Origin of the sequence: Alteromonas sp. P256 (assembly GCF_036864455.1) — a bacterium.
Taxonomy (GTDB): Bacteria; Pseudomonadota; Gammaproteobacteria; order Enterobacterales; family Alteromonadaceae; genus Alteromonas.
In genome coordinates, this window is sequence record NZ_JAZETM010000003.1 from 309,689 (window position 1) to 327,820 (window position 18,132).

Genomic DNA, 18,132 nt, shown 5'->3' on the forward strand with positions numbered 1-18,132 from the left:
AGACTTTCACTTCAAACTACGGTTTCTTAATTTCATTCACTGAGGTGTGACAGTGATACATCACTTTTTTCGCAATTTTTAGAGAAGAACTTTTGATCTCAACCATTGCATGTAGGGTATTTAAGGTTCATCCCATCATATAGCTCCGTTGTAAAACTAATACAGAAAAGTCTGATAATGCAGCGGATTTTTGCTACAACTAGTATATAACGAAATATTAATGCTTTTTGCATCGGCATCAGAGGCGGTGCTCCATGTCTTCCTTAGGAGTAGACAGGCAAACATTAATAAAAGAATAAAAACGAGGAATATATGCAGGCAATGTCAACGCTCAAACTAAACGAAGGTTCTGTTGAGCAAAAACGTATGGAAGTGAAAACGTATTTTCTCGACTCATTCGATACCTATGAATCACTTTTTTCATGCTTAAGCAGTGATGAGGCTTTTTATGAGCGTCCTGAACGACTTCGTCATCCGCTAATTTTCTATTTTGGCCACACAGCAACATTTTTTATCAACAAACTCATTCTTTCCAAAGCGATAAATGAACGGATAAATCCTCGTTTTGAATCATTGTTTGCCATCGGTGTTGATGAAATGAGCTGGGACGACCTCAATGACAACAACTACGATTGGCCAACCGTTGATGAAGTAAGAGCATACCGAGACCAAGTGCGTACACTTATGTGCGATCTCATTGATACTATCAATTTTTCTATGCCAATAAATTGGGAAAGCCCCATGTGGCCAATTGTGATGGGTATTGAACATGAGAGGATCCATCTTGAAACATCTTCAGTGCTTATTCGCCAACTACCGCTTTCATTTGTTAAGTCTCAAGATTCCTGGCCTCGCTGTAGCGATTCTGTGACCAGCCTAGACAAGGTACCAGTGAACGATTTTGTTAATGTGTCGTCTGGCAGTATTTCTCAAAATAAGTCTTGGGATAATCAATACTATGGCTGGGACAACGAATACGGCACGCTTAGGGAACATGTGAACGATTTTAAAGCGTCTAAGTTTTTGGTGAGCAACGGCGAATTTTTATCGTTTGTTGAAGACGGCGGCTACGACAAAGCAGAATATTGGGAAGAGGAAGGCAATAGCTGGCGGCTTTATACCAAAGCAAAGCACCCCTTATTTTGGTCTAAAACCAAGTCTGGTTTTGTGTATCGAAGCATGACAGAGGAATTTGCGCTGCCATTAGACTGGCCTGTTGACGTGAACTATCACGAAGCGAAAGCGTTCTGTAATTATATGAGCGAAAAAAGTGGCGAAGTTATTCGCCTACCAACCGAGAATGAATGGTTGCGAATGCGCGATGATGCCGGGCTTACTCAAGCGGTATACCGTGATGGTTTCAATATCGCCCTTCAAAAACATGCGTCAAGCGAACCTGTGAACACCAACCAGACAGGTGAGTTTTATGACGTAGTGGGTAATGTATGGCAGTGGACGGAAACGCCCATTTATCCTTTTGATGGTTTTAAAGTGCATCCGTTATACGATGACTTTACCACGCCAACCTTTGACAATAAGCACAACTTAATAAAAGGCGGCAGTTGGATATCAACGGGTAACGAGGCAATGAAAGACAGCCGTTATGCGTTTAGACGTCACTTCTTCCAGCACGCTGGATTTCGATATGTACAAGGTGAGAGTGTAATTCAAGTGAATGATTTAGATTATGAGAGCGATACTCAGGTATCACAGTACAGCGAATTTCATTATGGCGACGAATACTATGGTGTTGCAAACTTTGCTAAAGCAAGTGCAGAGTTTTGTATTCAGCAAATGGCCGGTAGAGCATCAGCGAGAGCGCTTGATTTAGGCTGCGCAGTAGGTCGCTCTACCTTCGAGCTAGCAACCCATTTCGACCATGTTGACGGCGTTGATTTTTCAGCGCGTTTTATAAAAACGGCATTTTCCATGCAAGAGCGCGGTGAAGTGCGCTATAACTTGATTGAAGAAGGTGAGTTAACGTCATTCAAATCTCGTAAGCTCAGTGCCATGGGCCTTGAAAACACCGTAGATAAGGTTTCATTTTCACAGGGCGATGCCTGTAACCTTAAACCTCAGCTAACAGGGTACGATCTTATTTTTATGGGTAACCTCATTGATAGAGTGTACAGCCCACGAAAAGTGCTTGCGGACATGAGCGAACGCTTGAATCCTGGTGGCCTTCTTATTATTGCTAGCCCATTCACTTGGCTAGAAGAATACACAGAGCGAAACGAGTGGCTCGGTGGTTATAAAGATGAAAATGGCGAGACACTGAGTTCGACTGACGCACTTGAGCAAGCGTTAAGCCCGAACTTAGTTCGCGTTGGACAGCCAAAGGACATCCCATTTGTTATTCGAGAAACTAAGCGCAAACATCAGCATACGCTGTCTGAATTTAACGTTTTTGAAAAAAAGTAAAGAACAGCAATGCCTTGCAGTATTGGTAGTCTCGGTAAGGATATTAGCGGCACGGAAATTAGTGATTTGAACAGTAGCGCTACAGATAGTAGCAGTAAGAATAGCCCTGATAGCGCACTGGCGGGCGCAATAACAGAGGCAGGCGCAGTGCCTGCCGAGTTTCTTGTCTATCAAGATGTATGGGAAAGGGTGAACCCACACGAGTATGACGTATCTTCTAGGCTCAAATTTTCCGCTGTATCCAGCAGATACCCAGAAGCTCCTGCTGATACCATCGCAATGTGGATTGCCGACATGGACACCAAGCCATTACCAGAGATATCAGCTTATGTAGCCGATAGCGTTCAAAATGCATATGGTTATCAAGACAGCGATATGGGTGAGGCAGTACAAGGATGGTTTGAAGCGCAGCAATGCTCGGTGAACTCGGGCTCAGTAGTAAGTGTGGCAAGCGTGATAAGCGCGGTAGACGTCGCCCTTAAAACATTCTGTGTATCTGGGGATGAGGTCATGGTGTTAACGCCGACCTACGGTCCTCTTGTTGACTGTATCAATAACAACAGTTTGAAAGTGCACGGTGTTCACACAAACCATGATGAGAATGGCGACGACTCTATTGACCTTAGTTCGCTATCAAAAAATGCCACTGCTTTTGTCCTGTGCCATCCTAATAATCCGACAGGGCAGGTGCTTTCAGCATCTTGTCAAAGCGAACTTATTCAGTTTTGCAACGAACATGGCATACTTATTATCACTGATGAAATACACAGTGAATTTGGCTTTTTAAGTAATGATGAACCACTACCTATCCCGCTTTTCGGCTCCCATTGCGATGCTGTGGCACAAAAAGGCATCATTCATATTAGCAGTGTGTCGAAATCCTTTAATTTGGCCGCCATTCCAGGCGCTTCCTATGCCATTATTGAAGACCCTGTGATAAGAGCGAAATTTAGTACTGCTATTGCCTCAAGGCACCTCGAGGCAAGCTACTTATCGCAAGTTGCGCTTAAAGCTGCCTATAGCCTCGGTCACACTTGGTTAGATAACCTTCGCAAGGCACTTGGCCTTAATCGCAAGCTAGTTCACTTCTACTTTAAACAGCAGAACATTGATAGTGAATATACGATGGGTAAAGCGGGCTACTTCTTATGGCTTAACTTGTCGAAAGCAGCGAACTGCGCAGATGAAAATGCAAGCTCATCAAAGATGTCACAAAAGAGTGTTTTTAACCCTGCTTCAACCTTTGATAGTTGTGTTAGCCGCGGCGTGATAGGCAGTGATGGCAATCAATTTAATGCACCTGGATGGATTCGACTTAACATCGCCTGTCACCCATTACAAATAGTAAACGCGCTAGACAGGTTATTTTTTCGTTGAGACTCGCCAGACTTATAGCCTAGTGATATAAGTTTGCAACAAATACTACTTTTAACATAGGTTCACGAAATGCCATCTCATGGTATTATTGCACTAAAGATGGATATAAAAGGTGAGTGTAAGAACTCCCAATATAATAAAGCTATGCGCAAAGCCACAAATAAAAAGCCGTGCTAATGCAGGTGAAAACGCAAGGGCAGTCGCAAAGACAGTGAGATAAACAAGTGATCAAAATTATCCTAGTAGACGACCATGAATTGGTGAGAACCGGGATTCGCCGTATTTTGGAAGATGTTGCAGATTTTAAAATTCTCGCAGAAGCAAAAAGTGGTGAAGATGCGGTTCAGTTGTGCAGAAAGAATGCGCCAGACGTAATACTCATGGATGTGAATATGCCGGGGATAGGCGGGTTGGAGGCAACCAAGAAAATAGTTCGTATGTCCGAAAATACGCGGGTTATTTGCTTGTCGATGCATACTGAAAGCCCAATACCTATGCAGGTGATGGAAGCTGGTGCGTTTGGTTTTTTAACCAAAGACGCCGAGCCAGAAGAAGTCATTCGTGCTATTCACAAGGTAATGGCTGGGCAAAAATACGTCGATAGCGATGTGGCTAACAGTATTGCCGTGGGTAGATTGTCGCCCCGTTCAGATAATCCGTTTAACGAATTGTCGTCACGGGAATTGAGCATAGCAATGCGGTTAACCAAGGGGAAAAGGGTTCCTGAAATTGCCAGCGAACTGAGTATCAACCCCAAAACCGTGAATACCTATCGCTACAGAATGTTTGAAAAGCTCGGTGTTGCCACCGACGTTGAACTTACTCACCTTGCCTTACGTCATAAGCTCATCGACTCTAATTTGTTATAGGTGTAAACGTTTCACACTATGTCTGCATTTGATTCAGCAGCGTTTCTCAAAAATTTAACGTCGCAACCTGGTGTGTACCGAATGTACAGCCAGCAGGACGACGTTATTTATGTTGGAAAGGCAAAAAATTTAAAAAAACGTGTCTCCAGTTATTTTCGAACTAATGTAGATAATGCCAAAACGCGCTCATTGGTTAGTCAGATTGCGCACATGGACGTTACCGTTGTTAATAGCGAAACCGAAGCGTTCCTGTTAGAAAATAATTTTATTAAAAAGTATAAGCCACGCTACAACGTAGTGATGCGCGATGATAAATCTTACCCGTTTATATTTCTCTCTGATCACGAACATCCACGTTTGTCATTTCATCGCGGCCCGCAAAAGAAGAAGGGTGAATACTTTGGCCCTTACCCCAGTGCATGGTCGGTAAGGGAAAGCTTAAGGTCAATGCAGCGTATTTTTCCGGTGCGTCAGTGTGAAGACAGTTACTACCGCGCTCGCAGCCGCCCGTGTTTGCAATATCAAATGCAGCGGTGCAGTGCCCCCTGTGTTGAAGGCTACGTGTCGGATGAAGAATACAAAGAACAGGTGAATTTTGCTCGTTTGTTTTTGAAGGGCAAAAATCAACAGGTAATTGGCAGCTTAGTTGAGAACATGGAGAAGGCGAGTGAGTCACTTAATTTCGAGGCAGCGGCTCGCTACAGAGACCAAATTAATGCATTGCGAAAAGTGCAGGAGCGTCAGTGGGTAGCCGGTACTCAGGACGAAATGGATGTGTTTGGCTTTGCATTTAAAGGCAACATGGCTTGTATACAGGTGATGTTTATTCGTGAAGGTCAGCTGTTAGGCAGCAAAGCATTCTTTCCAAAAGTACCTACCATTGCCGATGAAAATGAAGTATTCGAATCATTCTTCCTTCAGTTTTATCTTGCTGGCAACAAAATCATACCAAAACAGATTGTGTTGGCGAATACGCTAAGTGATGAATCAGCCATTTCTGCGGTGCTCAGTAGTGAAGCAGGGCATAAAGTCACCTTCTTTAAAGGTGCTCGCGAAGAAAAGAGACAATATTTGGAGCTGGCGCAAACCAACGCAGAGTCTGCGCTTGATGCGCAATACAGCCAACAAAAATCAGTATTTGCACGGTATCTCGATTTAGAAGCGGCGATGGAAGTAGACAGTCCCATTCAGCGTATGGAATGTTTCGACATCAGTCATACCTCTGGTGAGCAAACCGTAGCGTCCTGCGTGGTGTTTAATAGAGAGGGGCCGCTTAAAAGCGATTACCGCCGTTATAATATTGAAGGGATAACCCCCGGCGATGATTACGCTGCGATGGCGCAAGCATTAAAACGCCGATACAAGTCAGTGAAAGAAGTCCAAAAAATACCTGACCTGTTGCTAATTGACGGCGGCAAAGGTCAGCTAGCGCAAGCCGAGTCATTTTTTGAGGATTGGCCACACGATAAAAAGCCCATGTTATTGGGTGTTGCAAAGGGCACCACGAGAAAACCAGGGTTAGAAACCCTTATATTGGCAGGCAGTCACGACGTACTGCCAATGGATAGCCATTCTCCCGCCCTTCATTTAGTGCAGCATATCCGTGATGAGTCACACAGATTTGCCATTACAGGGCATAGAAATAGACGCCAGAAAGTGAAAACCACCTCGAGCTTAGAATCTATACCGGGTATTGGTGCAAAACGCCGCCAAACGCTGTTGAAGTTCATGGGCGGTTTACACGGGCTTAAAAAAGCCAGTAAGAACGAAATTGCTAATGTGCCTGGTATCAGTCAAGAATTAGCCGACACTATTTACGATCACCTGCACCAATAACATAGTGACTGGCAAGCATTAATGATTAAATTAAGGTAAGGTGTGTGGAAATATAGGCCGTAAAGGCTAGCGCTAAAAAATGCCCTCGTTGGCAAAACCTGAGATATATCTTTTATGTGGAATGTTCCAAATTGTATTACTTTATTCAGAGTAATTTTAATTCCTGTTTTCGTTGTTGTTTACTTTTTAGATTGGCGTTGGGCCCACGAGGCCGGTGCATTTGTATTTTGGCTTGCCGCCATCACTGATTGGTTTGATGGTTACCTCGCAAGAAAGCTCGAGCAATCGACGCCATTTGGAGCCTTTCTCGACCCCGTGGCGGATAAACTTATCGTTGCCACTGCCTTACTCATGATTACACACAGTTATGCCACGTTGTGGATTACGCTACCAGCAGTGGCCTTATTGGTTAGAGAAATCTATGTATCAGCGCTACGGGAGTGGATGGGCTCGAGCGGCGTTCGCGACGCAGTAAAAGTGTCATTTATCGGTAAAGCGAAAACCACAGCGCAAATGTTGGCGTTAATCGGTTTACTCTCAGGGCTCGAAACGTTCATGGGCTTCCCAATTTACTGGGTGACTTTAGGTTATATTCTTCTTTATATCGCAGCGGTGCTGTCAATTTGGTCAATGGTTGTTTATACAAAAGCGGCTTGGCCACACCTGAAAGGTGTTGCGTCAAATTAAAATTGATCGCGCTTTAACCAAGTTGAATAAAAAAATAGCAAACGATCGTCAAAACATGCATTTATCTCAATTTAAACGTTTTTTCGTATTGACAGTTTTGAATGGGTAGGTAAAATGCACCCCACATTTCGAGAGGACATAAACCTAACGAGATGTACGATTTTAGAGTGCGGGAATAGCTCAGTTGGTAGAGCACGACCTTGCCAAGGTCGGGGTCGCGAGTTCGAATCTCGTTTCCCGCTCCAAAATCGCTGGCATTATGCGGTTGATTTTTGAAGTATAAATTAACACTGCAGTCAGATTACTACGGCGGAATGGCAGAATGGCTATGCAGCGGATTGCAAATCCGTGGATCTCGGTTCGACTCCGGGTTCCGCCTCCATAATCTGTAACGCCACATCAGGTTCTACGCCTGACACCTCGCTGAAAAGCAACCCAATGCCCGGGTGGTGAAATTGGTAGACACAAGGGATTTAAAATCCCTCGCTGGTAACAGCGTGCCGGTTCAAGTCCGGCCCCGGGCACCATTTTATATTTGTTTAAATTCAATAGCTTAAAGCAAATAACTTCTTATACAAAACCACATCGAAAACTCATTTCATAATATTTCAGAATATAATTTCAGAATATAATTTCATAATATTAATGTTTAAAAATTGATATTCTGATTTCTTTCTGTCATCATCGCGCCATATTTTGTATTGCGCTTTTTCTTGAGAAAACGCAATTAGCATGTATAAATAATAGTATAGCTTTGTAAGGGATAACAAAGGATAGCGATGATTGAAAGTAGTATATTCTCCGAAATTTTGGTGGCTCAAGCTTCTCAGAAGGAGATAAAAGTATGTCCAATGAAGCTTCAAAAGCTCGCTTATTACTGCCACGGTTATTATTTATCTGTAACTGGGGAGCCACTTGTTGCTGGAGAATTTGAGGCATGGCCATACGGACCAGTTCATCCTGATATCTATCAGCAATATAAGCACTACGGAAATGCATATATTACTGCCCCGAGCAATTGGCAAATGCCTCCTCAAATTTCCGAAACTATCGTCGGCATCATCAACTTTGTATTAGATGAATTTGGCCGTTTTGGAGCATGGACATTGAGTCAAAAAACACACAGAGAAGCTCCTTGGTTGACCCACTTTGATAGGGATACCCAGAGAGTCGATGGTTTATGCATTTCAGAGCCCTCATTAAAATACCACTTTGCCGGTGAGCTTGTTAATGTCCAAGATGCAGAGCTAGCAATGCTAATGGATTCTGCAGAAGAGGAAAACGTAGTTTCAATGCCTACTACAATTTCATCTGCGGAAGAGTTTTCTAACTGGATTGACGAAATAGAAGTATAATTTATGCAGCATGGATTCGCTTTCACAATACATACAATCAAGCAACTAAAGAGTTATCCAAAAGCCGTTCATGTAAAGTTGTTCGAGAACTTTATAGACTACTTCAGAGCTGGTCATGACCCATCAGCCCTCCCAGGGAAATACAAACCTGATTGGGAAGCAAAACTTGTGAAATCTCCAATGGTTCAAGGCTTTATAGACCTGGCTAAGGAGAAAAATATACATCACTACCATTTTGGTTACAAAATCTATGAGAACGGTAGAGACAGAGATTATCCTGGTGATACATCATCTGGCATTATTCACAATCGCATTGAAACGGCTGCTTCCAACACAAAGCACGTTATAATCGATGTTTGCCTTAAACATCCCTCTCCATTCAAAACCCCATGGACTCATTACAATGATGAGGCTTTAATTGAGGACGCTAGCTAAGAGTTTTTAACTTGAATTTAGGCTTCAATGACAAAAAACAGATATCCTGGTTTAAACCGCTTGTCGTGATTGGGGTGGGTCTTGTATTCACTCCTCTTTATTTTGCGGCTTGGTATTTAATACTTTTCTCAGACGAGCCGTTTGGTAAGTTTAAGGATTACTTTTCTCTTTTCACATCAACTGTTTCTGCATTTGGTGGTATCGGGGCTGCTTTTGCTGCTTACTTTTCATTTCGAGTAGCAAAGCAATCAAATCAGATATCTCTAAAAAATACTGAGCTTCTTTACTCAAGTCATTTAGACGTAGAGTATAAGCTAAATAAAATAGTGGACCCTGAACCTTCTATTCGTCTGACCTGTTGCGGTCCTGGCCCTTGCTTTATAAAAAGACTATTTATTATCCACAACTCCAAAAAATATGAATGGTCAAAACTTGAAACGGTTTTCGATTTGAGCAATCAAACTGTATTTGCTGAGGATGGACTAGGATTTAATATTTTTAATAGTCCAGTGAATGTGTTAGCACCCAATCATTCAATTGACATAGTTTTATATAGTTGGCCGGAGAAAAAAAGTTTCCTATGCGAAGAGAGACATTCGGAGATAGAGAATTTTTTCGGAAGCCTTGAAGTAGAAATAGAGTATGAAGATGTTTTGGGCAATCGAAAATCTTACATCAAACATCCTCCGTTTAAATTAGATTATTGATTAGTTCTAATTGTTTTACTATTTCTTACTCTCCACTGTTGGTACCACTGTTACCTTCCTATCATACACACGAACCTGGCTTTCTGTTTTGTGGCCACTGGCAGCCTGCTTCTCTCCAACCGTGCCTACAAAGTCACTGATGCCTTTGGCTTTAATGTCGTGAAAGGTGAAATCTAAAGGCAGCTGGGTTTCTTCACGTGCTTTAATAATCACTTTACGCCAGCGCTGATCGAAACTAGCGACAGCGAAAGGATAACCGTTCTTTTGGTGAAGCACGAACATGCTGAATACGTCTGGGTTTATTTCATTTGCCGTTCTGATCGCTTGGCGTAATCGAGGACCCCATTCTTTAATTTGTTTCTTACCAGTTTTGCCCTGCTGTATGAATATGCCTTCTTTTATCAGCTGATTTTGATGCAATTTAACTACATCAGCTTTACGGGCCATGCACAAATAGCTAATTTCCATAGCAGCTTTAACAACGGGGCAGGCTCTCTGGTAAACCGCGTCATACTCATAGTCTTCAATATAGCGGTCTCTCGCTTTCTCTTTGAATTGCTTAACACCTTGGCATGGGTTGCGTTGCACTTTGCCGCGTTCGTATGCCCAGCGAAACACGCGAGACAAAAACGCTTTGTGTCTATTTGCTTGCACCGGTGATTTTTGGCCAAGAATATCCATGAATTTTCTTACATGAACAGGGGTGACGGTGTTAGGGTCCATTTTGCCAAATGCACTGAGTACTTTCTTACTGTACTTCTGATAGTCTTTACGTGTGTGCAGCGATAAATCGCGGAAATCAGCACTATCAAAAAACGTCTCTACTAAGTGTTGAACCGTATGCTTGTTATTGGCTATGGCCATATACTTTTCGTAAGCAGCCCATACTTCCGATTGTTTGGCGTCGACATCACAAAGGCGAACAGTTCCACCACCTACGGGTTTAAACTCGTAAGCGCTTCGCCCCTTGTACACTCGCTGAGGCATCCATTGATCTTCTACTTTACGTTTACGTGGCATAGTCTATTTCAAAAAGTTAGGGTTAAAACCGTCGTCATTCGCTGCAGCAGCGACTTTGTCACGTCCATTCAACCAGTCGTCGGTCGTCCACACTTCCCCTTTAGCGTTTACGCGGTAAGTTATTCCGTTATCCTCAAACCATCGTACCTGAGAGCTTCTTTTCTGGTACCCGGTCATTGTTGATATGTCTGAACCGATTACAATTTTCACTTCATTGTACCTCACTCATTTTAGCCTGGTATGGCTCTAGCGGTTCGGGTCTGTTTTCAACTTCATAAACTTCAATTGATGACTCGTGAACAAAGCTGCTGCAGATTTCAGTGCAGAAAACTTTCTTACTATGCACTTCACAGGTTCCGAACTGCGTTCTGTCTTTCGCACGGCCTGTATACTTTTCAACATAAGGGCAGTGTGTATCATGTTTATACCCTTTAACTGAAAAATGATTACAGGCAATGCATGCTTTAGGGAGTTTCATCTCCATCATGAATTTTTACCCAGCATCAACAGGCCAAAAACAAAAACCGCTACTACAGTTGACAACCATATCCAACACACTGCCCGCATGAAATAGTTAAATGCCGTTGGCTCAAGTCGACAATCCCCCCCATAGTATTTAAAGCTAACAATCACGCCCAAAAAACAGATGAGAGAAGAAGCAATTAAGAGAGCCCAGCTAATGTTAAAAAGGTTCTCGTAATTCATACGCTGGCCACCTCTTTCCATTGATCACGTTCACGAGTGACCTGATTGATTTGTTCCTGCAGCTGCTCACACTCTTTTTGTAATAGGCCACATTCGACGTTACCGTCATTAATGGTTTCTGCATGCTGCTGCAGTTCAGATATGGCCAAACGCTTTAAGCGCTCATTTTCTGTATTAACGCGCGCCAGCTCCTGAATAATTGCATCAACTGCACATTCACCTTCACCAACCAAGTTATTGCTAACGCAATGCTCGAGCAGCATTTCTAGCTGCTGCTCATTACGAGTGGCAGCTTCAACGATAGGGGCGAATGCTTCTCTAACCTCACTGGCTGAAATTAGGGCGCCATTAACAGGGCAGTGACCTAAGGCCTTAAAATCAAGTTTAATCATTACTGCATCCCCAAATCTTCAAGTGTTACGCCCAGTTCCTTCGCCATTTCCAGCGCTTCTATGCGCCGACGAACGCGACAGGCTTCAAGTGACTCTTGTTTAGTGCGGCGTTTTTCTGTTGATGCTTTACCGCGAAAGCATGAATCTGTGAATTGTTGAAATACATCGTTATGCGGTCTCATTTGCGAACTCCTTTTTGCTTGTTTCTTCTAACGCCTCTGCGCGTTCTAACTGAATAGCAAGACTCTCTAACTGGCGAACCTCATCAGCGCTAAACTGAACCGGCAAGTTCGAACCAATCACCTTGGCCAACGCGCTAACTCCAGTACCGTTCAATTGAAATATGTGTTTCATAGTTACTGAGTGGGGCAGCGCCCCACACCTTATTTTTGGTTAAGCGCGAAAGCCGCCGATAAAGACTTCAACTGGCAACTCGTTCAAGTTGTCTGAAATCTTCTCTTTGAACTCGTCTGAGATTTGTTCGTTATGCTCTTCCTCACCCACAATGCGAAGCGTGAAGGCTATGCGGGCATCACCAGTAAGCATTGAAACGCGAATTCTGAACGTAACTTCTGATAGACCTGCATAGGGAACGCAGGTAAAGTTGATGTAGGCAGGCAGGTCTTTCTTGTTCTTGGCTGCCTCACGCTCTGTTACGCTGGCGCTGTTCTCGAACTGGTCTATTGAGCTTTCAATTTCTAGCACACGTTCAACAGTTACCGTTCTTACCGCGTTTATAGCCACAGACAGGTTCATTTGTTCGCCTGAAATACCATCTACTGTGATGCGGTCTTTCCAGTCTTCAATGAAATCACTCAGGTCTTGCTGTCCAGAACGTCTACCGCATGCTGCAATTAACGCCTTATAAGCGGCTGTTTCTGGAATGCTGAGTGTAGCCTTATGATCACAATGACCGGGCACGACCAAATCACCCACGTTTAAAAACGCAGCTGCCTTCATGTCTCCACCATCGATGAACACTTGAGCGTTAGGGTAAAGTGGAGTTTCTTCGCCTACATACTCAGTCACATACGCAACAAAGCTTTTAATATCTTCGGTAGTGAAGGAACCGCGAAAACGTGTTCGGTTCTGAAGCTCGTTTTCAAAGTTACGCAGTGAGAAATTTTCCGGTACCAACATGGCCGGTATCTGTTCTTGCTGGTTTGCTTCAACAGTGTCTAACAGCTGCATGTTTAATTGCTTGTTAAGCTCGCTTTTCTGAAGCTCTAAAAGTGTATCTCGATCGAACATAGTTATTCCTTCGTCATCTTGGTTACGTTGAGTTGACCCGCGAACAGGTCGTCATGGCTTTTAGCAAGTAAACTGATAGAGCCATCCTTGTTCACCCACATTGGGGTTTCAGTGGTGGTTTCTTCGTTGATCTTGCCCGTTGGGGTGGGACGTGAATATTTGGCAGTAGAAACTACCTTCACTTTGATGCCTGCACCGTTTTGGGCAGACGTTGCCGCCGGTTCAATTTTGAAAGTGACATCTAATTTGCCACCCTTATTGAATCGAAAGATGGATTTACTCACTTCTGTGAGAAAAGCAGTTAGCTGGCTTTGAAATGCTCCGCTGTCCACTTCAGCGAGAAATTCGTTTAATGGGCCTTGTTCGCTCATCGTTTTTCCTTAGGGTTACGCTGCAAGCAGCTATTCAATGAATTCGTGTAGGCCGCGTTGGTAAGCTCGTCGTTTAAACTTCTCAACTGCGGTCTTTTCTAACTTGTCGATGCGGTAAACGTTGCAGCCGCACACCTCTGCGATAATGTCGCGAGTAATTGTTTGCCCTGGCTTGATAAGCACACTTAGCACTGCCAAGCCAAGGTCAACGTTTAACTCGTCTTCGCGTTTCATTAAGCATTAGCTGCTAGCGCTGCAGCTTTTGCTTGCAAACTGAAGTAACGGTCTAGGAATAACTCTTTGGCGCCCAAAGGAGGTAGGGCATGAATAGGTTTTTCACAGGGCTCTTGTTCTTTAATAAAAGCCCAGTGACGAGAGTGAGAGGTCATTAGGTCGCGAACTTCAGTCGCTAGCATCTTCACATCAGCGTCTTTAACACACTGATGCACCGGCCATTGAACGCCAACGCTTTCATAAAGACTCTGTTTAATGGTGTTGTGGATACTCTGATATACAGGAAGAAGCTGCTTCAGCGGGGAAACCATGTCGCCGCAATAAGCCTCTGCAGCGTCATGCAGCAGAGCAGCTAGTGCATGCTCTTCTGGTACTAGGTCGCTAACCAATACAGAATGCTGTGCTACTGAATAAAATTGCTTGGTATGACCATTAAAGCGGCACATGTTTGAAAGGGCGTGCGCAATGTCTTCAATATCGAAACGCATGCTATTTATGTTTGCATAATCAAACGTGGTACCAGAGTGAAGCTGAATTTTTGGAGGCACTTTTGTTCCTGGCATAGTGACGACATTGCCGGTTCTAATGCTTTTAGGCTTCATATCAATATTAAATTCATGACATATTTCACGCAGCTTACTGACAGCCTGTTGTAACTTGTCTATCAGAAAGCTTTCACCAGGCCACGAATTTGCGTTACTGAGATAGCAGTAGTTGAGACCGTCCTTCCACACATCGACAAAGAAAAAACCTTTTTCCAATGAAATTTGGTGCTGAACGTTGAAACGTTCATCTTGAGAAATTGCGTTTGTCAGAAGTGTGATTTCTTCTTTGCCTGCTGCGATTGATTCTTGAAGTATTGATTTTGCTTGCATGTTGATACCTTGATATTTTTATAAGATAGAAAAATTGGTATGTGACTCTCTAATTCGTGAGCTTCTGGAGGTTCTAGGCGTCCTAGATATTCGAGCCAAACAATGAATATCTGTATTTAATGAACCACTGACGCACAGAAATATGCACATTACGTATCGCAAAACGCCTTCCTTTAGTGCGATAAAAACTGTCTCGCGCATTGAATGCGAATGAAATCTGTAACTGAGTTCGCTACAAGCCTTCTTTACTGTTGACGGCTTCACACCCATTTCAGTCGCGATACTTTGCTGAGATAAACCTTGAGCTACATAAAGCAGTGTTCTAGCTTGCTGGGTCGGCAGCTTAGAATGTGGCTTCGAAGCTACGTGTAATGCATCAAGCTGATAGCCTGTTTCTGTCCTTAATATTTGCATTTTATAAACCTCAATGTAAACCATTGGTTTATAGTAAAGCACAGAAAAAAGATTTAATGCAAGAATATTTTCAATAAAAGTAAATCATTGGTTTATTTTGAGTGTACTTAAAGTTTTTGCAATTGGAGTTTAAAATTTGCAAACTTAATTTTTAGGATTTGGAAAATGAGGGAATAAGTATGGTCGCTGTTACAATCGCTTTTTTGATAGCTGTTATTTTTGTACTTCTTAGCAGAAAACGGAAAAACCAAGAACTTCAAAATATTGTAGAAATGAAATCAATAAGCGATAGGGAGCCGGCACCTAACGTTTCCAGTAAAAAGAAAAGGAGTCAAAAGCTAAAGATCAGCTGCACCACGAAGCCTATAGAGAGGAAACTATTAAATAATTTGGATTGGCTATCCGCGAAATGGGAAGTTGCACAGGATAAAAGAGATGCAGATGAGGATGTATCTTTCCTCCCTTCTTGGTACTTTGATAGCGCCACCGAAAGGCAATATGACCATCTAAGCTCTATAGGCGTCGAAATTAGTAAAGGTGAACTCAATAAGGGTGAAGCCTCTGACATTATTGGTATATTTCATCCCGCTTCTGACGAAGATAAGGTAGTCCTCAAGTTTTTTAAAATACCGCTGACTGGACTTAATCAGACTAAAGCTAGGCATGAAATCAAAGAGCTTTTTGAAAATGCTGACAATGTTAAAAAGTGGGAGCATAGACCTGCCAGCCAATTACAAAAAGAATTTTATAGATTCTTCGACTTTAAGGTACCTGCATCTCTGACTTATTCCGATGCTAAAGCTTTCATTGTGGATTTTGAAAGTAGAAATGAAGGGGATATGGACTATCATTTGGAAGGTATTGATGAGCAAGAGGCCAAGCAACTCTCTGATAATATCAGAAGGAATCAGTCGCTATTGGAAGAATGGAGCTATTTTGAAGAAATTGTTGAAGAGTTTGACGATGCGGAGTTTAGAGATTCGTATAATATTAAAAAAGTGCCTATTTCTATGATAAAAAAAGCCATAGCTGAGTTGCGCAATGAAAGCGTAAACATTGAAGAGGCTGCTGGCGACGTTGAACTGATCATTGACAAGCTTATAGAATTAAAGCCCGAATTAGAAAAGGCTTAGCTAGAACCTAAAGTAAAACAGAGTACCAAAATACACGTCCAATCACTCTAATGTTTTTTGCCTCTTCCTCGTCGAGTATCTCTTCTGGGTACTCTTCGTGGTTGAAGCTCTTTATCCGTAAACCTCCCCCAGGCCTCCTTGTAAGTATTTTCACAAACAAGGCTCCAGCCCAGTCGATAGCAAACATATCACCGTCTTTTACCGTTGTTCGGCTAGTGTCTATGCCAACAGCTGCTCCATCAGGAATAACTGGCTCCATTGAGTTTCCGGTAACTCTTACACATGCAGCGTTTGCAACGTCAACTCCTTGCCTTTTTAACGTAGAACGAGAAAAACGCAATTTAGGCCCAGCAGTTTCTAATTGTACCTCTAAACCTGCACCTGCAGATAATTCAACTTCCATGTAAAACGGTACCTCAACATCATCTTCATTCAGTGGAGTAGTGCTATCCCATGGTTCAATCGTTCCCATGTACTCTGCGCCAGACTCCCTTACTTTGTTGCTGTCAAATTCGACTACGTTGTCTTTTCGCTCACCATTCATTAACCAATCTAAAGAAATATTCAGATAGTTAGCACAATCAACGATCGACTGCTGACCAATACTATTCTTTTTAAACCAAGCGCCCACGGCCTGAGGGGTGACGCCAACCGCCTTGGCTAAATGAGCATTTTTAACACCCTTCTCAAGCATGACTTTTTTCAGCCTAGCTGTTACAGAATTTTCTTTCATATCAGCACCATAAACATAAGGTTTATTATTTTAGTTCTTTTCTGGTTTACTTTGAATAAAGCATTGGTTTACTATTTAATAAATAGGAGGTTTATATGACGCCAGAATTTAAGATATGTGTTGAAGCTGCAGGAGGGACTCAAAAACTCCTTGCTCAGAAGCTTGGGATAACTGAACAAGCTGTAGGCAAATGGAAAGATAAGAAAATACCTGTTATGCGCGCAATTCAAATCGAAAGCACTATTGGTGTATGTCGCTCGGTAGTAAGACCCGATGTCTATAACAACGATGTAGCAGCTTAGCATTTGATTGAACCTTGAGGTTTCTCGTTAATTGATTATCAAAGTATATCCTCCCTAAACCTTTTGCATAGTCGAGTAAAGTTTATGTTTTTATATACAGTGGTTAGTTTTTTATGAATTTGAACGGTCAGCACCAACAAGCGCTTTGTGAAGACTTAGCTCGCACTTCAGGCATAGCAAAAATAGCTCAATGTCGGCGTCAGACCCGTTCAACGACAGTGGCCGCAACTCTCGAACAGCTTGTTTTAATAGAGCAAAAGCAGCCTCTACGTTTTTTTGTTGTTTCATCACAATACCTTTTTAACTGCGTTTCAATCGAAAGCATAACTGAAGCGATGCATACCTATAACTGTACTAAGGAGCAGAAATCGTGAGTGGTTTGCTACTAGCTTTACTACTGGTTGTCGCGGTTGCCTTATACATAAAAATGGAAATCGACGCATCTAAGTGGCGCAATGAAAGCCTCAAGCAAACAAAGCTTTCCGAAAGTAAAGTCTTAAACGATAAACGCCAGTATCACAAGTATGAAGAATGAGGCTAGCAATGTACCGAAGTGAATTCGCCATAGGTTCAAGGCTGATTTGTCAAACCAAATATAATACTCCTTCCAACCTGGAGGTGATACGGGAACGCTTTCATGTTGCTCCAAAAGCTCTGTATTCAATTTGTAATACTTATTCCAAGAGGCCGACATTATGTCTATAGAGCGCTTGAGTGACACAACACCAGAAACAATTGAAATACAAAATAGCAAAACCAAACACCTAAGCGGAAGTGCTGGCATATTCAGCTTGCTAAGCGCAGCTAACGAAGCGACTAACCCGCCAAGCCCTATAGTCACAGTAAGTTTAAGCAAGTCAATTGTTCTGTCGCTCTGCTCTTTAGCCATTTTTGCACCGTTTTCAATCATTATCCCTTTTGATATTAGCGATTCTGGTAAATGTTTTTTTTGTTCAGCATTTTTACTCACATTCATTCCTTTGGTTGCGGGTTGTTTTTTGTCCGATTTGCAGCT

The 18,132-nt window shown here is 42.7% G+C and carries 24 protein-coding genes and 3 tRNA genes; 13 read left to right on the forward strand and 14 right to left on the reverse strand.

Features of this window, described 5'->3' with window-relative positions; translation table 11 throughout:
* Positions 1–312 precede the first annotated feature (312 nt).
* From ovoA to V7R39_RS07040, 11 genes are all read left to right on the forward strand, one after another.
* On the forward strand, positions 313–2,421 hold the full coding sequence (gene ovoA / locus V7R39_RS06990) for a 5-histidylcysteine sulfoxide synthase (RefSeq protein WP_334029621.1): 2,109 nt from the start codon (positions 313–315) through the stop codon (positions 2,419–2,421).
* A 9-nt stretch (positions 2,422–2,430) separates the two neighbouring features.
* Positions 2,431–3,798 (forward strand): aminotransferase class I/II-fold pyridoxal phosphate-dependent enzyme, encoded by a 1,368-nt coding sequence (locus V7R39_RS06995; RefSeq protein ID WP_334029623.1) that lies wholly within the window; start codon positions 2,431–2,433, stop codon positions 3,796–3,798.
* Positions 3,799–4,022: 224 nt separating this feature from the next.
* Positions 4,023–4,667, forward strand: coding sequence for a UvrY/SirA/GacA family response regulator transcription factor (uvrY, locus tag V7R39_RS07000; RefSeq protein WP_269519736.1), 645 nt, complete (start codon positions 4,023–4,025; stop codon positions 4,665–4,667).
* 18 nt (positions 4,668–4,685) lie between these two features.
* Positions 4,686–6,503 carry an excinuclease ABC subunit UvrC gene (gene uvrC, locus V7R39_RS07005; protein ID WP_334029626.1) on the forward strand — a complete coding sequence of 606 codons (1,818 nt, stop codon included), beginning with the start codon at positions 4,686–4,688 and terminating at the stop codon, positions 6,501–6,503.
* A gap of 114 nt (positions 6,504–6,617) precedes the next feature.
* The gene (gene pgsA, locus V7R39_RS07010) at positions 6,618–7,190 is read left to right on the forward strand and encodes a CDP-diacylglycerol--glycerol-3-phosphate 3-phosphatidyltransferase (protein ID WP_032096271.1); all 573 of its coding nucleotides are present in this window, start codon (positions 6,618–6,620) and stop codon (positions 7,188–7,190) included.
* 169 nt (positions 7,191–7,359) lie between these two features.
* A tRNA-Gly gene (locus V7R39_RS07015) sits at positions 7,360–7,435 on the forward strand.
* 63 nt (positions 7,436–7,498) lie between these two features.
* Positions 7,499–7,572, forward strand: a tRNA-Cys gene (locus V7R39_RS07020).
* Positions 7,573–7,630: 58 nt separating this feature from the next.
* A tRNA-Leu gene (locus tag V7R39_RS07025) sits at positions 7,631–7,717 on the forward strand.
* 324 nt (positions 7,718–8,041) lie between these two features.
* Positions 8,042–8,545 carry a Panacea domain-containing protein gene (locus V7R39_RS07030; protein ID WP_334029627.1) on the forward strand — a complete coding sequence of 168 codons (504 nt, stop codon included), beginning with the start codon at positions 8,042–8,044 and terminating at the stop codon, positions 8,543–8,545.
* 168 nt (positions 8,546–8,713) lie between these two features.
* Complete coding sequence (locus V7R39_RS07035) at positions 8,714–8,980, forward strand: hypothetical protein (protein WP_334029629.1); 267 nt, start codon at positions 8,714–8,716, stop codon at positions 8,978–8,980.
* A gap of 11 nt (positions 8,981–8,991) precedes the next feature.
* On the forward strand, positions 8,992–9,687 hold the full coding sequence (locus V7R39_RS07040) for a hypothetical protein (RefSeq protein ID WP_334029631.1): 696 nt from the start codon (positions 8,992–8,994) through the stop codon (positions 9,685–9,687).
* A gap of 18 nt (positions 9,688–9,705) precedes the next feature.
* Here the strand turns inward: V7R39_RS07040 and V7R39_RS07045 are convergent, their stop codons facing one another.
* The 11 genes from V7R39_RS07045 to V7R39_RS17815 all read right to left on the reverse strand — a co-directional run bounded on the left by V7R39_RS07045 (position 9,706) and on the right by V7R39_RS17815 (position 14,973).
* On the reverse strand, positions 9,706–10,707 hold the full coding sequence (locus tag V7R39_RS07045) for a phage integrase central domain-containing protein (RefSeq protein WP_334029633.1): 1,002 nt from the start codon (positions 10,705–10,707) through the stop codon (positions 9,706–9,708).
* 3 nt (positions 10,708–10,710) lie between these two features.
* Positions 10,711–10,917: a DUF4224 domain-containing protein gene (locus V7R39_RS07050; protein WP_334029635.1), complete on the reverse strand. Its 207-nt coding sequence runs from the start codon at positions 10,915–10,917 to the stop codon at positions 10,711–10,713.
* Between the two features lies 1 nt (position 10,918).
* A complete protein-coding gene (locus V7R39_RS07055) occupies positions 10,919–11,194 on the reverse strand; it encodes a hypothetical protein (protein WP_334029637.1) in 276 nt (91 codons plus the stop codon).
* 214 nt (positions 11,195–11,408) lie between these two features.
* Positions 11,409–11,804, reverse strand: a complete 396-nt coding sequence (locus V7R39_RS07060; protein WP_334029639.1) for a hypothetical protein — start codon at positions 11,802–11,804, stop codon at positions 11,409–11,411.
* Positions 11,804–11,986, reverse strand: coding sequence for a hypothetical protein (locus V7R39_RS07065; protein WP_334029641.1), 183 nt, complete (start codon positions 11,984–11,986; stop codon positions 11,804–11,806). Before V7R39_RS07065 ends, V7R39_RS07060 begins: the two co-directional genes overlap by 1 nt.
* Complete coding sequence (locus tag V7R39_RS07070; protein WP_334029643.1) at positions 11,973–12,158, reverse strand: hypothetical protein; 186 nt, start codon at positions 12,156–12,158, stop codon at positions 11,973–11,975. The genes V7R39_RS07065 and V7R39_RS07070 overlap by 14 nt, the downstream gene beginning before the upstream one ends.
* 39 nt (positions 12,159–12,197) lie before the next feature.
* Positions 12,198–13,055 carry a DUF2303 family protein gene (locus V7R39_RS07075; protein ID WP_334029645.1) on the reverse strand — a complete coding sequence of 286 codons (858 nt, stop codon included), beginning with the start codon at positions 13,053–13,055 and terminating at the stop codon, positions 12,198–12,200.
* A gap of 2 nt (positions 13,056–13,057) precedes the next feature.
* Positions 13,058–13,426 carry a hypothetical protein gene (locus tag V7R39_RS07080; RefSeq protein WP_334029647.1) on the reverse strand — a complete coding sequence of 123 codons (369 nt, stop codon included), beginning with the start codon at positions 13,424–13,426 and terminating at the stop codon, positions 13,058–13,060.
* 30 nt (positions 13,427–13,456) lie between these two features.
* Positions 13,457–13,660, reverse strand: coding sequence for a hypothetical protein (locus V7R39_RS07085; RefSeq protein ID WP_334029649.1), 204 nt, complete (start codon positions 13,658–13,660; stop codon positions 13,457–13,459).
* Complete coding sequence (locus V7R39_RS07090; RefSeq protein ID WP_334029651.1) at positions 13,660–14,535, reverse strand: hypothetical protein; 876 nt, start codon at positions 14,533–14,535, stop codon at positions 13,660–13,662. The genes V7R39_RS07085 and V7R39_RS07090 overlap by 1 nt, the downstream gene beginning before the upstream one ends.
* Positions 14,536–14,553: 18 nt before the next feature.
* The gene (locus V7R39_RS17815) at positions 14,554–14,973 is read right to left on the reverse strand and encodes a helix-turn-helix transcriptional regulator (protein ID WP_438823519.1); all 420 of its coding nucleotides are present in this window, start codon (positions 14,971–14,973) and stop codon (positions 14,554–14,556) included.
* A 155-nt stretch (positions 14,974–15,128) separates the two neighbouring features.
* On the opposite strand from V7R39_RS17815, the gene V7R39_RS07095 reads away from it, so the two are divergent.
* The gene (locus V7R39_RS07095) at positions 15,129–16,082 is read left to right on the forward strand and encodes a hypothetical protein (RefSeq protein WP_334029652.1); all 954 of its coding nucleotides are present in this window, start codon (positions 15,129–15,131) and stop codon (positions 16,080–16,082) included.
* Positions 16,083–16,089: 7 nt separating this feature from the next.
* On the opposite strand, the gene V7R39_RS07100 is transcribed toward V7R39_RS07095, so the two are convergent.
* Complete coding sequence (locus tag V7R39_RS07100) at positions 16,090–16,815, reverse strand: LexA family transcriptional regulator (RefSeq protein WP_334029654.1); 726 nt, start codon at positions 16,813–16,815, stop codon at positions 16,090–16,092.
* Positions 16,816–16,910: 95 nt separating this feature from the next.
* Between V7R39_RS07100 and V7R39_RS07105 the strand changes: the two genes are divergently transcribed.
* Complete coding sequence (locus tag V7R39_RS07105) at positions 16,911–17,117, forward strand: Cro/CI family transcriptional regulator (RefSeq protein WP_334029655.1); 207 nt, start codon at positions 16,911–16,913, stop codon at positions 17,115–17,117.
* Positions 17,118–17,228: 111 nt separating this feature from the next.
* Here the strand turns inward: V7R39_RS07105 and V7R39_RS07110 are convergent, their stop codons facing one another.
* Together V7R39_RS07110 and V7R39_RS07115 are read right to left on the reverse strand one after the other, a co-directional pair.
* The gene (locus tag V7R39_RS07110; protein ID WP_334029657.1) at positions 17,229–17,405 is read right to left on the reverse strand and encodes a hypothetical protein; all 177 of its coding nucleotides are present in this window, start codon (positions 17,403–17,405) and stop codon (positions 17,229–17,231) included.
* Positions 17,406–17,613: 208 nt separating this feature from the next.
* The gene (locus V7R39_RS07115) at positions 17,614–18,087 is read right to left on the reverse strand and encodes a hypothetical protein (RefSeq protein WP_334029658.1); all 474 of its coding nucleotides are present in this window, start codon (positions 18,085–18,087) and stop codon (positions 17,614–17,616) included.
* Positions 18,088–18,132 lie beyond the last annotated feature (45 nt).

Excerpts from the sequence above, each read along its gene's own strand:
- ovoA (WP_334029621.1), top strand. The coding sequence starts at position 313 with ATGCAGGCAATGTCAACGCTCAAACTAAACGAAGGTTCTGTTGAGCAA.
- V7R39_RS06995 (WP_334029623.1), top strand. The coding sequence starts at position 2,431 with ATGCCTTGCAGTATTGGTAGTCTCGGTAAGGATATTAGCGGCACGGAA.
- uvrC (WP_334029626.1), top strand. The coding sequence starts at position 4,686 with ATGTCTGCATTTGATTCAGCAGCGTTTCTCAAAAATTTAACGTCGCAA.
- pgsA (WP_032096271.1), top strand. The coding sequence starts at position 6,618 with ATGTGGAATGTTCCAAATTGTATTACTTTATTCAGAGTAATTTTAATT.
- V7R39_RS07030 (WP_334029627.1), top strand. The coding sequence starts at position 8,042 with ATGAAGCTTCAAAAGCTCGCTTATTACTGCCACGGTTATTATTTATCT.
- V7R39_RS07045 (WP_334029633.1), bottom strand. The coding sequence starts at position 10,707 with ATGCCACGTAAACGTAAAGTAGAAGATCAATGGATGCCTCAGCGAGTG.
- V7R39_RS07055 (WP_334029637.1), bottom strand. The coding sequence starts at position 11,194 with ATGATGGAGATGAAACTCCCTAAAGCATGCATTGCCTGTAATCATTTT.
- V7R39_RS07060 (WP_334029639.1), bottom strand. The coding sequence starts at position 11,804 with ATGATTAAACTTGATTTTAAGGCCTTAGGTCACTGCCCTGTTAATGGC.
- V7R39_RS07065 (WP_334029641.1), bottom strand. The coding sequence starts at position 11,986 with ATGAGACCGCATAACGATGTATTTCAACAATTCACAGATTCATGCTTT.
- V7R39_RS07070 (WP_334029643.1), bottom strand. The coding sequence starts at position 12,158 with ATGAAACACATATTTCAATTGAACGGTACTGGAGTTAGCGCGTTGGCC.
- V7R39_RS07075 (WP_334029645.1), bottom strand. The coding sequence starts at position 13,055 with ATGTTCGATCGAGATACACTTTTAGAGCTTCAGAAAAGCGAGCTTAAC.
- V7R39_RS07080 (WP_334029647.1), bottom strand. The coding sequence starts at position 13,426 with ATGAGCGAACAAGGCCCATTAAACGAATTTCTCGCTGAAGTGGACAGC.
- V7R39_RS07085 (WP_334029649.1), bottom strand. The coding sequence starts at position 13,660 with ATGAAACGCGAAGACGAGTTAAACGTTGACCTTGGCTTGGCAGTGCTA.
- V7R39_RS07090 (WP_334029651.1), bottom strand. The coding sequence starts at position 14,535 with ATGCAAGCAAAATCAATACTTCAAGAATCAATCGCAGCAGGCAAAGAA.
- V7R39_RS17815 (WP_438823519.1), bottom strand. The coding sequence starts at position 14,973 with ATGGTTTACATTGAGGTTTATAAAATGCAAATATTAAGGACAGAAACA.
- V7R39_RS07095 (WP_334029652.1), top strand. The coding sequence starts at position 15,129 with ATGGTCGCTGTTACAATCGCTTTTTTGATAGCTGTTATTTTTGTACTT.
- V7R39_RS07100 (WP_334029654.1), bottom strand. The coding sequence starts at position 16,815 with ATGAAAGAAAATTCTGTAACAGCTAGGCTGAAAAAAGTCATGCTTGAG.
- V7R39_RS07105 (WP_334029655.1), top strand. The coding sequence starts at position 16,911 with ATGACGCCAGAATTTAAGATATGTGTTGAAGCTGCAGGAGGGACTCAA.
- V7R39_RS07110 (WP_334029657.1), bottom strand. The coding sequence starts at position 17,405 with ATGAAACAACAAAAAAACGTAGAGGCTGCTTTTGCTCTATTAAAACAA.